We start from the raw sequence: 15,276 nt of genomic DNA, 5'->3' as shown, positions 1-15,276 counted from the left end.
CGACTCCTGATTATTTGTTGACGGCAAACGCCAAGTAGTGGGCTTGCACGTCGTTCAAGTAAGCTGCGTTCATAAACGAAGGCAATGCAGAAAGTTGTCTGGAGGCCGTTAGTTTATTCAGTAGGGAGTCAAAGTGTTCTGCTATATAAAAAGTACAGCGTGTACTCAGTAGGATCAACCCGCTATTTTTTGTGATTCGCATAAGTTCATGGATGGCCTCTGTGGGTAAATGGCCCTCGATAAATGCACCGCAGCAAAAGGTTGCGTCATACTGGTTGTCAGCGATCATTGGATTATGTTCAGTAAGATCCACCCCGCCATACAATGTTGCATAGGCCTGGGTTTCGCGCGCCAAGTTAGTCATGGCCGGCGATAAATCACAACCATCGACAGGCGAAAATCCCCGCAGCATCAGTTCTTTGCCTACCAGACCGGTTCCGCAGCAGGCATCCATGATCCGCATGGGCCGGCGCGCTCCAGAGGCCGGGAGCAACGAGTCGAAGAGGTCACCGAGCATGCGGGGGCCGCAGTAGTTTTCTTCAGATACATCGTTGTCATAATCGACTGACCAGGTTTCGTAATAATTCCTCAAACGCGAATAGTCCCGATCAAAGTTAAGCGCCTGGTTAACGGAAGTTGGCGGTAAAGGTTGGCCACCTTTGATCGCGTAGTTTTCGCTGGCCATTCTGTATTCTCCGAAAAAATTAATCTTCAGGTTGAATTGAACAGTGGTTGCTGCTTGGAGGGCTATTTTTATTCGTCAACTATGGCGCTGTAAATAGCAGGTAGACGACTTATCCTACAGATTATTCCTTATGGTTAACTGTTCGTTATACATTGCGTTTATTCTCCGCTGATCATCGAGAAGCAATGAGCCAGCCTTGACAGAAAACTCCTCAGTACCTTGACGTCTCACCTTCAGCCATCATCACGCTAATGCAGACAGGGCACCACGCCCATGCTATTGCTTAATTTATTCGGCGATCATGGCTGAACACGGGTGGCGAGCCTGGTACCCAAGGCTCAAGGGCTGGGTGGACAAAATTCTGCTGAATGGCAAATCCTTTGCCTTTACCGCCGAAGACCTTTGGACAGCAAGATGCGGGCATCCTCTATACCTGTAAAGCGGGTAGAGCGAAGCTGGTCTATGACGTCGTTGATAAAAGTGACGATGAACGCTATGGATAAGCTTGTGGTCACCTTACGTTCATCAAGGCACGACGATTCCATTTCCCTAGCGAACCGCTGGACCCTGGTTCGTCCTAACCTTTAGGCAGCACGCACCATCGTGTCGTGGAGCAGAAGCCAGATCGGTCTGCCGGGGTAATTTGAATTTGTTAATTAAGTTATTGATTTATAAAATTAATATCGGTTTTAGTATTTTGGCTGGAATACCAATTGGAATACCGTGCGAAATTGGCCACCCGTTTGCACCCGATCTGACCACCGATTGCATCGGAGTTGACCAGCACACTTCGTAACCATGGTTGGCAGTTAACTGCGCATAGCTGCCGGTGACGACAGGCAAAAATCGGCCAGAAGCGGACGATTGGCACACTGATACAAATGGTTCGTATCACGTAAATTATGCCCCGCTTTAGCAAATTAGGCCGTGCCGCTTTTTTCAGGTGCTTGGATACCGTTGTTCGCCTTCGATGTTCAGATAGCCCTTTCCCCTGAGCATTGAAGCTAAGCAATATGTACCTCAGCACTAACAGCGAATTCTGCTTTGGTTTATGATCGTAAGAACCTCAACGGCTCGTGGAAAAAGGATAGATCATGGCGCCAAATGACGAATATTTAAATGCATTGAACGCTTGGGCGCCAAATTTGGGAGAAGTCTTTACTACCCTTGGCTACCTTGGCTCACCCTCTTCAACGGCTTGGCTTGCCTCAAGCCCAAGGTCTTCGGACTTACGCTTACTTTTCGACGCAGACGGGCATGTTTCAGCATCAGAGATGTGGCGAAAAATTCTGAGAGAGGATGAGATAGTCGCATCGCCAGTATTTATGTTGATACTTGAACATATGCGACGAAACCCAGTTGATATGAGTAGTTCATTAAAGGATGTTAGATTAGACTTTTCGAAGTCGTTAGCCAATATTGCACATCGAGCCGCTGATGCGCTATATGAAGATGCTAAGGGGAGTTTTGCAGGGCATGAGATTGACGTAGCCATTGCACGGTACCGGGTTGCCCTTTCCGAATTTAGATTCTCTATCGAAAGTCAAGTATTAACGGAGTCTGCTAGGCGAATAGCCACCGGTAAGTATGCAACTGCCGTCGCAATGATCGGGCGCTGGGTCCAAGTTTCGCCTGCCACTGTGTCAAGAGCATTGTCCTATTCTAAAGAGTCTATGACTCTAGGGAATCTGAAGCCTGAGACACTTACTTACCGACTTGAGCTCTTGGTTCAACAGTTTGACCAAACTGGTGACGAAAACCTTCTGCAGGACGCGCTTAAACTCCTTTCGGAGAATCCAAAGATTGTTGAGGGATCAGAACTTGCGGAGGTTGAAGCTCGACTCCGCCTAGCGTTGCTCTCAGACTCCGGTATTGGAAGCGTTAGATTCCAACAGCTAAAAATAGCGAAACTTAAGCTGACCCGCTCTCGTCCTAGGGGCTCAGTTGATGAAGCTCGTTGCCGTGTTCTTTCCACCATAGTTGAAGCGGCCAAACAGACGCAGTTGGATCTGCCAGCGAGGTCGATGGCAATACCAAGGGGATTGCTCGCACTGATGGCTACACAACCTTCCGCCAAATTGTGGGGAATCATCAGATGCGTAATCAACAATTTAGAATATCTGCTAACAGATCGAGGGTCTGTACCAGCGGCTGTGCTGAGCGCACAGTTTTTACGTCAAATGGTAGATGGTCCATCTGATCTTCTTAAGCCGAATGACCTATCTAGGTACGTGAATATAACAGGGTCACTGTCTGAAATGGCGCGGTCTAACCGACACGTTCAATGGGAGGCTGGAGCCGCGGCACTGTCGGTAGCTAAACGAACTGGCAATCTGGACTTGGCTCATCGTGCTCAAGATGTATTTACCGAACTTTGTACCCTACATCCTACTTGGCCGCTTCCGAGAATCGGTATAGCGCGAGTGAAAGACTACCTAGATGGCCTTTCCGGTGGCGAAACATCATATACCACAGTCAGTTGGCGTGAGGCAGCTATCCTAGCCTTGAATTCCCCAATCTACGCACGATCAAATTTGGGTGGCCGTAACGAGGTATTCGCTGTTGCTGACGCTCGCGGATTTCTTTCTGAAACGTTCGTCTTCAAGCGGACTACGAAAGAAAAGGCAGACCACGAGGCGACGATGTTGACCTCGCTACGAAAAGTGATCGCTTCTCGTGGAGATACGAGTCTGTTTGAAGTGCCTCGTTCGCTCGCTATTGTAGAGGTTCCCTCTGAAGACGAGCGGCGATGGGTGCACGTATCTCAGCGAGCAGCGGGACGATTAGTGAGCGAGCTTTCTGCGGAAGAGGCCTTGGCCGTACTAGAGCCGATCACAGACCTCCTCGCTATCTTTCATAGCGTTGCAGGAACTCCTCCGATAGGTAAATCAGCATGGCGACCATTAAAAGACTACCTCAAGATGTGGTCGAGGAGTCTCTTCGAGCAAGAACATGCTGACAGCTTTGTTGACTCCCTGCGTAAACTTTTTCCTGGAGAGCTGCCGCTGGTTAGAAAACGAGACGGTCATGCATCAAACTGGATAGTTGACCCAGCTGGGCGAATCGTAGCCATTGATCTTGAGTCCAGCGAGTTCATACCGATTGGATACGATGTTGTCCAACTAATAGAGGATAATGCGCTTGTACAAGCGAACCTGGACGGCTGGCGCATGCGAATTGCGCTTATGGAAAGATATTTTAGCCGAATGGGCCACACAATTAGTGAATCAGACTTAATTGTCGCATACGGGTGGTTCGCTATCACTCGTGCCCTGCGACTAGGGACTGAAAAAGAGGCAGGAAAGCACCTGCGACGTCACGCGCGGGAGCTATGCGGTCTGATCTCAGAGTGCTGCACTGACTTAATTCAAAATTTGGCACGGGAACTGCTTCAGGCTCTCTCCCGCATAGAACAGAATGAAGCAAATGAATCCGTGCCTAGCCACGACCATCGTCGATTGAGCAAGACAATGGCCTATCAACTCCGCCATTCCGGCCCGAGCAACGGAATACCCGTGGATAACACAGGGTTTGCGAGCATGGAGGATTTAGCTCGCTCACTAAAAGTGGATTCGAGTCATTTACTCGCTATTGCCGAACATCCCGGCGAGCCAAGATTCGAAATAAGAGACGGTCGCATCAGAGCTCTTTACGGGCATACACTGGATGTTGTTATCGAGGCCGGTATCAAATTGGGAGCACCAACTGCTTTGTATCACGGGTCTAGCTGGTCCGTACTCGATAGGATCGTGAGGGACGGAGTAATCCCGATGGAGCGGCGTATGGTGCATTTGACAAATGTCGCTGAGGAGGCCATGGCGGTAGGTGAGCGCAAGGGCGCTCCGGTTGTCCTTGCGATAGAACAAAGCAATGATGAAACGCCCGTCGCTGAAGGCATCTGGGTGTCAGCGCATGTTTTGCCACATCGCCTGTCCATAATTAATCCTTTTATTGAGGAAGCTGGTGCGTCTCGCTAAATATCAGCAGCCTTTTCCATAGATGAAACTAGAAACTTCCGCCTTCTTCTAGCAGTTTACGAGCTTGCTATCTTCTCCTTGCTGAGGAGAAGGAAAAACGGGGCCCCAGAATCTAATCTGCTCTGGGCGCCTTCTAGCTTGGATCTTGACTGTCCGCTTCTGGCCGGTTTCTGCCTGTCGGTACCCTCGGTCTCGGGGGGCGTTCAGTTAGGCATCGATACTTTGAATGGTACGGTACTGTAAAACTAGCGATACCATTACCGTAACTGAGGTTTAAGTGATCAATCGACACGAACTCGCCGGTTGGGCGACTCGCGTTAACAGCAAGCGATTCAATGCCAAATTAGAATAGCCGCTTACATCGACTTGACCGAAATAACCTCCACAAACTTGAATTTTTTTCTAGCCGTCTTTTTAGCTTCTTGCTCCGCAACTAGGGTGCTCAGCGTATCGACCTCATGTACTTCCTCGTGCATTTTGCCTTCAAACTCATTTCCCACCCGCAGCGTGACTCTCAGCCTGGGCGTAAAGGCTTTTGACGTTTTCTTTTTCTTCGCTGCCTTTATCGGTTGCACGGTCACGACATCCGGAACGGTGTCTTGCACGTGTGAGTTAATTGCCGGTGCAGGGGACTTAGACTCACCGAACAGCGCCCGGCGCATCTCTTCTTCCGTCAACTCTGTATTCATATCATTTCTCAGAAGGGTCTTATGTACAGTCTGACCGATTCTATCAGTGTGGCCGGACTCGGCGGTAAATCGTCGTTGGGTCAGACCTGATGCGATAGAGGGCCACCAGATACCTGCGAGCATCAGCGTCTGGCCGGCCTTCATTCGGATGCATATTTTATTGATACTGCATGCTTGTGTTGTCACTGCTTCGCATTTACGCTTTGTCCGTCGCGGTCAGTCCCGTGGCCGGGTGTCAGAACCTGAATTGTTCGAGGCGCATGGCGCCATAGCCAGCAATTAAGTGCTTACAGAGGCTTAGCTGCTGCTTTTCTATGGCGGTCCGTGCGGGGCAGGCTTCGGCCTGGCCGGTTCCCTCGGACGCCGGTTTCTGACCCCCGTACGGTCCGCCACCCATTTCGTGTCAGAACGGCTGGGTGGATGGTTCCTTAACTGTCCGAGGAGATAAGGAAAATGTCCTGTCCCCCTTTTAAGCTCGTGCGCCGCCCTAGCCGTTTGTTTCGTATTGCAAACTATCTCGGAGGATTCCGCGATGTTTGATCTCTCGCTTCTAATTAGCCTCCCCAAACCAAGCACCATCGATACTGCATCGCTTACCCCTGAAGATGCCGCGATTAAACTACGGCAGGCTGCCACTCTTCGGCTTAATGGAGCACAGAGTATTCTGCTTCATTTTCCGCAGGACGTTGAACTGGCTGTAGAGCTGCTGGATGACGCTGCAGTGTTGTTCGACAAGGCGTTTCGATATCTGACGGGTATGCCAGCTCAACGAGTTCATCAACAGATTGGTGAGTACTTCTCTGTCCCATCCGCTGACGGCTGTCCTGGTATTCGAACGCCCTGGGGCAATGAATTCGGCCCAATGATTGAGGACGGCGTTCGTTGTGCTGAGACCTGGCTCGATGGCTCATCACTACCGTTATGGTGGGCTCTGGCGCAGAATCGAAAACGTCATCGCCCGGGAGATCCCCAAGAAGCATTTGAAGCAGGTTTTCTGCTGCGATTGCAGCAGACGCTGATCATGCGACGTGAGGCAGTCACTGCCCAATCAACCAGCATCGATGCCTGAGTTTGTAATTGACGTTTGAGACTTTGCTTTTCCCGCCAAACCCTCCGATTAAGCGATCTTTGATCGCGCCGGTCGGAGGGTTTACTCGCTTTTTTCGAAGCCACTTCGTTCCACCATCTCATTTTGAATTTCAATTAGCGTCACGCCCTCGTTTACCCATCAGAAATTACTTTTCGAGTGCCGCTCCAGTGTAAGAACGGATCTTGCCGTGGTCATGGCTAGAGAAGTGGCGACACCGGCGACACCGGCGACAACGCAAGTAGAACGTGGCCTGGAGCATGGCGACAAAAGTGGCGACAGTCGCCACTTTTTGCACGCCTTGCCCTTGATGCTTGACCGTCTTTTCGAGTGGGTATAACAATTGGCGCACGGATCGCTGTCGTTGACAGCACCAGCCCAGGTAGCCAGAACCTTCAAGGCTACGCCACTTGCGTGGTGGTTCTACCGAAGTGCGATTAGCGTCCGGCGGCTCGCACGGTCACTCCACAAGAGTGATGGATGCCCACTCGACTGATCTGCCCACTGCGGCCGACGATGGACCTTCCTCGCTGCACTGCAGCCACCTCACCTCTCGGCACACTTCATTGCGCCAGACTGCGCCCGTCTCTTTCTCCGGGAAAGAGACGGGCGCTCGTACCACTGCTGCAAGCCACGTCGTACAGGGCATTGCCGCAACTCTCCTCGTGACAATCGACCTGACAAATCCGATTCGTCGCCATCCGCAACGACACAGGCACCGGTGCCGCAGCCCATGGAAAGGCTGCATCTGACTGACAGTCAGGCATGCCCCAGGTGTCCATGTCGTTGCCTTCTCCTACTCCAGATCTCCAGGTGCCGAACTCGTCAGTCGGCACAGCCTCTACCCGCCCGCATCTTCGGATGCGACTAAGGAGGCCAGATTCATGGGGTTATGCCCTCGCTCCCGGTTGTAAGGAGCCGTTCGTTCCGCGTCAGTGAGCACCTCACAGGCCGCAGGGGCCTTGATCCCTGATAACACTCAACAACCGTGGCGGGACTACGTGAGGACAACCAGCAATGAACGAGGAGAGGGCCATGCAGCAGTTAGATCCGAAGCTTGAACTACCACAACCACCTCGACCGTTGATTGAGTCGAATCCCTTAGCCCAGCCTTATCCGGTGCAGGCACTGGGTGGGGTTCTTGGGCCTGCGGTAGAGCGAATGGCCGACGTCATCGGCGTGCCCCAGGCACTGGCCGCGCAATCAGTGTTGGCTGCCTCGGCGCTGGCCACTCAAGGTCATGCGGGCTTACAGCTCGACGGGAGAAATTATCCCCTGTCGCTGTACCTGATCACGGTGGCCGCGTCAGGTGATCGCAAGACCGCCGCAGACCGATGTGCATTGCTGCCGGCACGGCAATGGGAGCGTGAACAGTGGCAGCGCTATCGCGAACAACTTGCCCGGTACCGTGCCGCACAGCGACAGGCGCAGCGTATCAAGCCTGGCGATCCTGAGCCCGCAAACGGAATGTCGCTCGAAGCGGAGCCCTCAGCCCCTAGACTGATCACCACCGACCCGACTATCGAGGCCCTGATCAAGGGGCTCTGTCATGACCTGCCTAGCATGGGTCTGTTCTGTGATGAGGGTGGACAATTCCTCGGCAGCAGCACCATGAGTCGGGATAACCGGTTGAAAGCGGTCACGACCTTGTCGTCACTCTGGGATGGCAGCCCGATAGATCGCGCGCGTTCCATGGTTGGTGAAAGCTTGCGAGCCTATGACCGACGCTTGAGCCTGCACCTGATGCTGCAACCGTATTTGGCCATGCAGTTACTCTGTGATCCGTTGCTGCAGGGGCAAGGCATTCTAGGGCGCTGCTTGATGACCTGGCCCACCAGTCTAGCCGGGCAACGTAGCTACCAGGCTGTCGACTTGTCCAAAGACGCTGCCCTCAAGCGCTATCATCATCGCCTTTCGGCTCTGTTTTATCAGCCTTGGTCACTTTCCGCTGACGGAGCCTTGCAACTGTCAAAGCTGAGCCTCAGTCCGCTGGCGCGTCGTCGCTGGATTGATTTGCATGATGCTATCGAAGCTCAACTGGGTGAGTTTGGCGAGCTGGCCAGCGTGCGGCCCAGCGGTTCGAAGGCCGCCGACAACCTTTTGCGCGTCGCCGGCATTTTGGCCGTTGTGGAGGAGAGCAGTGTCGTGGAGGTCGACCATATCCAGCGGGCCTCGGCCTTAGTTGGCTACTACCTCACCGAGATCCAGCGCCTGACCGAGCAGGAGCCGGTGTGCAGGGTAAAAGAAGAGGCGGACCGGCTGTTGCGCTGGCTGCAGGTCAAGGAGTGGACGCGCTTCAGTATTCGAGATCTGAATCGCAACGGTCCCCGCTTTGCCCGCAAGAGCAGTCGTCATGCTGCCAAGCTGTTGGTCGAGTTGATTGATCATCAGTGGCTGATCACCGACGGGCAGACCTTCGAGGTGCGTCATGTTCAATCTTGATGAAGCGTTGCGTAACCATCTGGCTCAGCGCCAAAAGGAGCCGAAAGCGCAGTTTGTCGCCGCTACTGTCGCCACTTTGTCGCCGCCCTCAAAGCCAGGCAGGACAAGGGGTGTCGCCGATGTCGCCGGTGTCGCCACCACCCATAAAGCTATTGCCTCGACGACAGTCATCATTCAGTGGTTGAAAGAAGAGGGCGCGCATCTCTACGTCATCAATAACACGCTGTGTTTTCGCCCGACTGATTGGTCCCAGTTCGCCGTCGTGAGTGCGAACTGGAGAGCCCTTTTGCATGAGCTCGCTGCAGTCGATCAGGAACAGAAAAATGGCTCGCGTCGGTAAGCGAGCGGGGCGCAATTTCGGCTTCGGTCGCCAGCTCAGCTATGCCGGGCCGCAAGCACTGAAAGATCTGTTTGGCGATGGCCATTTTGCGACCGTCAAAGCCCATAGTTGTAGCGGCCTGCATTTAAAAACGTCCCGACCTGCAATCAATACGATTTTCGACCGGAATTAACTGCGACTGACCGGCCCGGCAAACCAGCATTAACTGCGAATGAGCCTGCATTGATCCGCGCCGACCTGCATTCCATCGTCGCCAGCCTGCATTATTTGCAAATGACAGGACTCAGATAGGCAAGCCCGCTGCCAGCATCTTGTCACGTAACTCAACCGCCCGCGCCGGGTCTAGCGCATTACTGAACAGAGCCTTGATTTCGGTGGGTTTGGCATCGAATTGCTCCACTAGATCCTTGATGCGGTAGCCGTGACGAGTGAGGGTTGGCTCCAGATCATCCAGTTGGCGCGACAGCACCGATTGCACGAGTTCCGCCGAAACGGGTTTCTCGCCGGTCAGGTAGCCGGCTTCCAGTGCCAGGCTGAGGTGCAGTTGGATTTGCAGTGGCGTGCGCAGTTTAGTGGCGAGTAGGTCGATCGCGTCTTCGGTCAGAATCGACTCGGGTTCGACCTTCCCCGCAGTGCAGGTTTCCAGCAGCCACTGAATGTATTCCCGCTGACTGCCAGCAATGCCATCGAGCGAGAAGATGTCGGTGCGGTAGCCGATTTCCTCCATCGTCGGTCGGCGCAGGTCGTTACGCAGCTTGGGATGCCCGGCCAACACGATCGACAGCCGCCCGTCACCGTCCTCCACCAGCTCCATCAGACGCTTAAGACCGGTCAGGGTATGGCCGTTGAGGTCATGGGCCTCATCGACGAACAGGGCGACCGGGCGCTTGTTCTTCCTCACCAACTCGCGTAGGTCACGCTCACGCTTTTCGCCCTGGGTGGGGATGCGTACCTGCTTCTCGGTGGAGAGGTCATAGAAGAGCGCTGCGATGAAAGTGGCCAGCTTGATGCTGTGCTTTTCAATGGCGAGAGACTTGGAGACCGTGATCTTCTTTTCCTCTTCCATCGCTTGTTGAAGCCGGCGCAGCATTACGGTCTTGCCGCTGCCGATGACGCCGCACAGTGCAATCAGCCGTCCTTCGAAGATCGCCCCCTTGATGTCCTTGATCAACTGCTGATGGTGGGCGGTTTCAAAATAGCCGGCCTGGTTCAGTGGCAACGCCAGTCCGTAGTGCTGCATTACTTCAGCCCGCATGTTCTTCTCCTGTTTTCTTATGGCGGAAGTAGCCCCGCACGCGCTCCAAGACAATGCGGCGTGTCAGGGTTTCGCTCAGCACCTGATGGATGAAGGCTTGATCGTCGGGAGAGAGCTTAGCCAACGGCTGCGCTAGGTCATCGGCAATGGCGAGCTTGGCGGCGATGGCATTGGGAAACCGGTATTCGTGCGCCTCGGCATCGAAGGGTTGGCGTGGCAGTGCCGTCGGAATAATAGAGGGTGTGAGTCGCACATCGTCGCCAGCCAATGCGGCGATAGGCAGGCCAAGCTGGCCGGCTAGCAAGCGGATGCGATCAGAGCGCTCATCCGCCTTGCCGCGTTTGAAGGCGCGGTAACGATGTAGGGGAATTGGCCCGGAGACGGGGTAGTAAGGTCCGAAGCGCTCCCCCTCGAACTCGGCATAGAGTTCGTCATCGAACAAGCCCCAGAGCAACACCACGGTTTCGCCCGCCATGTCGGGCTCCACCTCGTAGGCCGTGCCGTCGATGGTGACGCGGGCATCGACGCCGACCTTGCGTCGTTCCGGCTCGCGGGCAAAGCGGCAAAACTGTTCCCAGGTGCACATTTCGCGCAGGCCCTCGACGGGCAGGTTGGCCAGCCAGTCCTCAATCCGCGAATGCGGTTCGGAGCGATGATCCTGCACGTTGTAGGTGCGCACCAGATAACGCAGCAGCCACTCATTGGCCTGCGCTTCGGTTTCCGGTTTGTGGAAGTGATACAGCGTCTCGTGGGCTTCCTTCACCGTGCGGAAGGGGCGCTCCACTTTGCCTTTCGAGCGAGCCGTGGTGCGGGTGCCATCCTTGCCGGCCGGGATGTGTGTCTGCCATTCGATGTCCAGCGCCTGCATGACGTTCTGGAATACTCGGCGTTTGGCCACCGGGCCGTTGTCCAGGTAGATCATCTTCGGGCGGCCTTGGAAGGGAAAAGTCGGGTCCGCCTTCAGCGTCATGGCGTTGAACAGGAAGCGCAGCGCTGACTCCGCGTCCTCGCCATATACACAGTGGTACTCCTGATAGGCCACTCCGCTGCGGTCATCCACCACGCTGAACAGCATCAGCGTCGGCATGCCCCTAGCCGGATCGATCCAGTCCGGCTTATCGATGTGCTTGAGGTCGGAGGGCGACAGGTCGAACTGCCAGCAGTCATTGCTGTGCGCAGCCTGAAAGCGGGTGGCCGGTGGTTGCCGCAACAGCCGCGACTGGTCCAGGTGCCAGCGGCTTAGGTACTCGTTCACCGTGCTGCGGGTCAGAACCCCTTTGGGCGCCTTGACCAAGCCTTGCTCGGTTTCCACCCCATAGCCCTCCAGCAGCTCGATGGCACGGCGGGTAGATAGGTGCCGCCCTTGTTTGTTGGTGGTGCGCAGTTTCAGCGCGGCAATTAGCTCGCAGTAGCGCTCCAGCTCGGCCTGCTGCAATACCCGCGGCTTACCATGGTCGGCGCGGTGAGCCGCGTGGGGTTTATGGATGAGGTTCAGCGCCCGGTATACGGTGCTTGGGGACACGCCGTACAACTCGGCTATCGCGGCCACCTGAGTAATCCGTTCCGGGCTTTTCTTGGGCAGACGGTCGAGCCGCTGCCGCAACTGCATCAGCGAATCGGTCGGGATGGCTTTACGCCGCCCGCTGGGCATCACGCTCGGCCTCGGTGAGATAGTTGTAGAGCGTCGAGCGGCCGATGCCCATCATCCGACAGATTTCCGCCACGGTATGTTTCCGCTCATGGTAGAGGCGCAGGGCAAGCTCCTGCTTGGCCGGGTCGAGCCGTTTCTTGCGTCCGCCCTTGCGGCCTCGCGCCCGTGCAGCGGATAAGCCGGCTTGGGTGCGCTCGCGGATTAGGTTGCGTTCGAACTCGGCCAAGGCACCGAACAGGTGAAACACCAGGCGGCCACCAATCGAGGCGGTGTCGATGTTTTCCTGCAAGCTGCGCAAGCCGACGCCGGCGGCGTCCAATTGCTCAACCAGCCGGATCAGATCCTTCAGCGAGCGGCCGAGGCGATCCAGGCGCCAAATCACCACGGTGTCGTCACGGCGTAGCGTGGCCAGCAAAGCGGTCAAGCCAACCCGCTCAGCCTTGGCACCGCTGGCGGTATCCTCGAACACCCGCTCGCAGCCGATCTTCGCCAGAGCATCGCGTTGCAGATCGAGGAGTTGGTCGTCGGTCGAGACGCTGTCGTTTTCAGAAGACGACCGCACCATCTGACTGGATGTAACGCCTGGTGTGCATACGGCTCCTGACAGCCCAATATCAGGAGTCGTCTGCACCAATCTCGACTATGCTCAATACTCGTGTGCACCAAAGCGAGGTTTGGGCATGACATCAGACACTCCACCGATTGCCGCGCAAGGCGTGGCCACCCTGCCCGACGAGGCATGGGCGCAAGCCCGGCACCGGACGGAAATCATCGGGCCACTGGCAGCGCTTGAGGTGGTCGGGCATGAAGCCGCCGATGAGGCAGCCCAAGCGCTGGGCCTGTCCCGGCGACAGGTATATGTCCTGATCCGTCGCGCCCGGCAGGGTACTGGCCTGGTAACAGACCTGACGCCCGGCCGATCCGGCGGCGGCAAAGGCAAGGGGCGCTTGCCGGAACCGGTCGAGCGCATCATCCGCGAGCTGCTGCAAAAGCGCTTCCTGACCAAGCAGAAACGCAGCCTGGCGGCGTTCCACCGCGAAGTCGCGCAGGCGTGCAAAACCCAGAAGCTGCCGGTGCCGGCGCGCAACACCGTGGCCCAGCGGATTGCCGGACTACACCCGGCGAAAATAGCCCGCAGCCGGGGCGGGCAGGACGCTGCCCGTCCCTTGCAAGGCGCGGGTGGCATTCCGCCCGAAGTCACCATGCCGCTGGAACAGGTGCAGATCGACCACACCGTCATCGACCTGATCGTGGTCGACGAGCGCGACCGGCAACCGATTGGCCGCCCATATTTGACCCTCGCCATCGACGTGTTCACGCGCTGCGTACTCGGCCTGGTGGTCACGCTGGAAGCGCCGTCCGCCGTCTCGGTCGGCCTATGCCTCGCGCATGCCGCCTGCGACAAGCGGCCCTGGCTGGAAGGGCTGAATGTGGAAATGGACTGGCCGATGAGCGGCAAGCCCAGGCTGCTCTATCTGGACAACGCGGCCGAGTTCAAAAGCGAAGCGCTGCGCCGTGGCTGCGAACAGCATGGCATCCGGCTGGACTATCGCCCACCAGGCCAGCCGCACTACGGCGGCATCGTGGAACGGATCATCGGCACGGCGATGCAGATGATCCACGACGAATTACCGGGGACGACCTTCTCCAATCCCGGCCAGCGCGGCGAGTACGATTCCGAGAAGATGGCCACCCTGACGCTGCGCGAGCTGGAGCGCTGGCTCGCGTTGGCGGTAGGCACCTATCACGGCTCCGTGCACAACGGCCTGCTCCAGCCGCCGGCCGCGCGCTGGGCCGAGGCCGTGGAGCGCGTTGGCGTCCCGGCCGTCGTTACCCGCCCCACCGCGTTTTTGGTCGATTTCCTGCCGGTGATCCGCCGCACCCTGACCCGCACCGGCTTTGTCATCGACCACATCCACTACTACGCCGACGCCCTCAAGCCGTGGATTGCCCGGCGCGAGCGCTTGCCCGCCTTCCTGATCCGGCGCGATCCGCGCGACATCAGCCGCATCTGGGTACTGGAACCGGAAGGTCAGCACTATCTGGAGATCCACTACCGCACCTTGTCCCATCCGGCCGTCACCCTCTGGGAACAACGCCAGGCGCTGGCCAAATTGCGTCAGCTCGGGCGCGAGCAGGTGGACGAGTCGGCGCTGTTCCGCATGATCGGGCAGATGCGCGAGATCGTGACCACCGCCCAGAAGGCCACGCGCAAGGCGCGGCGCGACGCTGATCGCCGCCAGCACCTCAAGACGTCGGAGCCACCGGCCAAGCCCATACCGCCGGATGTGGACATGGCTGACCCGCAGGCAGACAACCTGCCGCCGGCCAAACCGTTCGATCAGATCGAGGAGTGGTAGCCGTGGACGAATATCCCGTCATTGACCTGTCCCACCTGCTGCCAGCGGCACAGGGTTTGGCCAGGCTGCCGGCAGACGAGCGCATCCAGCGCATTCGCGCCGACCGCTGGATCGGCTACCCGCGCGCGGTCGAGGCGCTGAACCGGCTGGAAACTCTGTATGCGTGGCCGAACAAGCAACGCATGCCAAACCTGCTGCTGGTCGGCCCCACCAACAACGGCAAGTCGATGATCGTCGAGAAATTCCGGCGGGCGCACCCGGTCGGCACCGACGCTGACCAAGAACATATCCCGGTGCTGGTCGTGCAGATGCCGTCAGAGCCATCGGTGATCCGCTTCTATGTCGCGCTGCTGGCTGCGATGGGCGCGCCGCTGCGCCCGCGCCCACGGCTGCCGGAAATGGAGCAACTGGCGCTGGCCCTGCTGCGCAAGGTCGGCGTGCGCATGCTGGTGATCGACGAACTGCACAATGTACTGGCTGGCAACAGCGTTAACCGGCGCGAGTTCCTCAACCTGCTGCGCTTCCTCGGCAACGAGCTGCGTATCCCCCTGGTCGGGGTCGGCACGCGCGAGGCGTACCTGGCCATCCGTTCGGACGATCAGTTGGAAAACCGCTTCGAGCCGATGCTGCTGCCGCCGTGGGAGGCCAATGAGGACTGCTGCTCGCTGCTGGCCAGCTTCGCGGCGTCACTCCCGCTACGGCGGCCATCCCCGATTGCCACGCTGGACATGGCCCGCTACCTGCTCACCCGGAGCGAAGGCACCATCGGCGAGCTTGCACATCTGCTGGT

At 56.8% G+C, this 15,276-nt stretch carries 12 protein-coding genes and 1 pseudogene; 8 read left to right on the top strand and 5 right to left on the bottom strand.

Annotated elements, in window-relative coordinates:
- Positions 1-10 precede the first annotated feature (10 nt).
- Complete coding sequence (locus KL786_RS21470) at positions 11-685, bottom strand: class I SAM-dependent DNA methyltransferase (protein WP_060765855.1); 675 nt, start codon at positions 683-685, stop codon at positions 11-13.
- A gap of 1,094 nt (positions 686-1,779) precedes the next feature.
- Between KL786_RS21470 and KL786_RS21465 the strand changes: the two genes are divergently transcribed.
- On the top strand, positions 1,780-4,662 hold the full coding sequence (locus KL786_RS21465; protein WP_215518914.1) for an RNA 2'-phosphotransferase: 2,883 nt from the start codon (positions 1,780-1,782) through the stop codon (positions 4,660-4,662).
- A 356-nt stretch (positions 4,663-5,018) separates the two neighbouring features.
- Here KL786_RS21465 and KL786_RS21460 read toward each other — a convergent pair whose 3' ends face one another.
- The gene (locus KL786_RS21460) at positions 5,019-5,351 is read right to left on the bottom strand and encodes a hypothetical protein (protein WP_060765856.1); all 333 of its coding nucleotides are present in this window, start codon (positions 5,349-5,351) and stop codon (positions 5,019-5,021) included.
- Between the two features lie 532 nt (positions 5,352-5,883).
- On the opposite strand from KL786_RS21460, the gene KL786_RS21455 reads away from it, so the two are divergent.
- From KL786_RS21455 to KL786_RS21435, 5 genes and pseudogenes are all read left to right on the top strand, one after another.
- Positions 5,884-6,420 carry a LasR-specific antiactivator QslA gene (locus tag KL786_RS21455; RefSeq protein WP_060765842.1) on the top strand — a complete coding sequence of 179 codons (537 nt, stop codon included), beginning with the start codon at positions 5,884-5,886 and terminating at the stop codon, positions 6,418-6,420.
- 214 nt (positions 6,421-6,634) lie between these two features.
- Entirely contained in the window at positions 6,635-6,778 is a 144-nt protein-coding gene (locus KL786_RS21450; protein WP_155717247.1) for a hypothetical protein, read from the top strand.
- 695 nt (positions 6,779-7,473) lie between these two features.
- Positions 7,474-8,880, top strand: a complete 1,407-nt coding sequence (locus KL786_RS21445; RefSeq protein ID WP_060765843.1) for a YfjI family protein — start codon at positions 7,474-7,476, stop codon at positions 8,878-8,880.
- The gene (locus KL786_RS21440) at positions 8,867-9,220 is read left to right on the top strand and encodes a hypothetical protein (RefSeq protein ID WP_060765844.1); all 354 of its coding nucleotides are present in this window, start codon (positions 8,867-8,869) and stop codon (positions 9,218-9,220) included. The genes KL786_RS21445 and KL786_RS21440 overlap by 14 nt, the downstream gene beginning before the upstream one ends.
- Positions 9,204-9,329, top strand: a pseudogene (locus KL786_RS21435) (integrase domain-containing protein); the annotation flags it as partial. The gene KL786_RS21440 and the pseudogene KL786_RS21435, both read left to right, overlap by 17 nt.
- A 174-nt stretch (positions 9,330-9,503) precedes the next feature.
- Here KL786_RS21435 and KL786_RS21430 read toward each other — a convergent pair.
- From KL786_RS21430 to KL786_RS21420, 3 genes are read right to left on the bottom strand one after another with little or no spacing between them, the layout of a single operon-like run.
- A complete protein-coding gene (locus KL786_RS21430; protein ID WP_024015038.1) occupies positions 9,504-10,475 on the bottom strand; it encodes an ExeA family protein in 972 nt (323 codons plus the stop codon).
- Positions 10,465-12,102 (bottom strand): DDE-type integrase/transposase/recombinase, encoded by a 1,638-nt coding sequence (locus tag KL786_RS21425; protein WP_200876640.1) that lies wholly within the window; start codon positions 12,100-12,102, stop codon positions 10,465-10,467. The genes KL786_RS21430 and KL786_RS21425 overlap by 11 nt, the downstream gene beginning before the upstream one ends.
- A 4-nt stretch (positions 12,103-12,106) precedes the next feature.
- A complete protein-coding gene (locus tag KL786_RS21420) occupies positions 12,107-12,688 on the bottom strand; it encodes a recombinase family protein (RefSeq protein WP_353844679.1) in 582 nt (193 codons plus the stop codon).
- Between the two features lie 118 nt (positions 12,689-12,806).
- Here KL786_RS21420 and KL786_RS21415 point away from each other — a divergent pair, with 118 nt between their 5' ends.
- Together KL786_RS21415 and KL786_RS21410 are read left to right on the top strand one after the other, a co-directional pair.
- Entirely contained in the window at positions 12,807-14,486 is a 1,680-nt protein-coding gene (locus tag KL786_RS21415) for a TnsB C-terminal domain-containing protein (RefSeq protein ID WP_034011913.1), read from the top strand.
- Positions 14,487-14,488: 2 nt separating this feature from the next.
- The coding region (locus tag KL786_RS21410) for a TniB family NTP-binding protein (protein ID WP_215518912.1) at positions 14,489-15,276 on the top strand (788 nt) is incomplete at its 3' end.

The sequence above is a fragment of the Pseudomonas sp. TAE6080 genome (genome assembly GCF_018732265.1).
GTDB lineage: Bacteria > Pseudomonadota > Gammaproteobacteria > Pseudomonadales > Pseudomonadaceae > Aquipseudomonas > Aquipseudomonas brenneri.
Note: the sequence above shows the minus strand (reverse complement) of the source record. Positions and strands in the feature narration are given on the sequence as shown.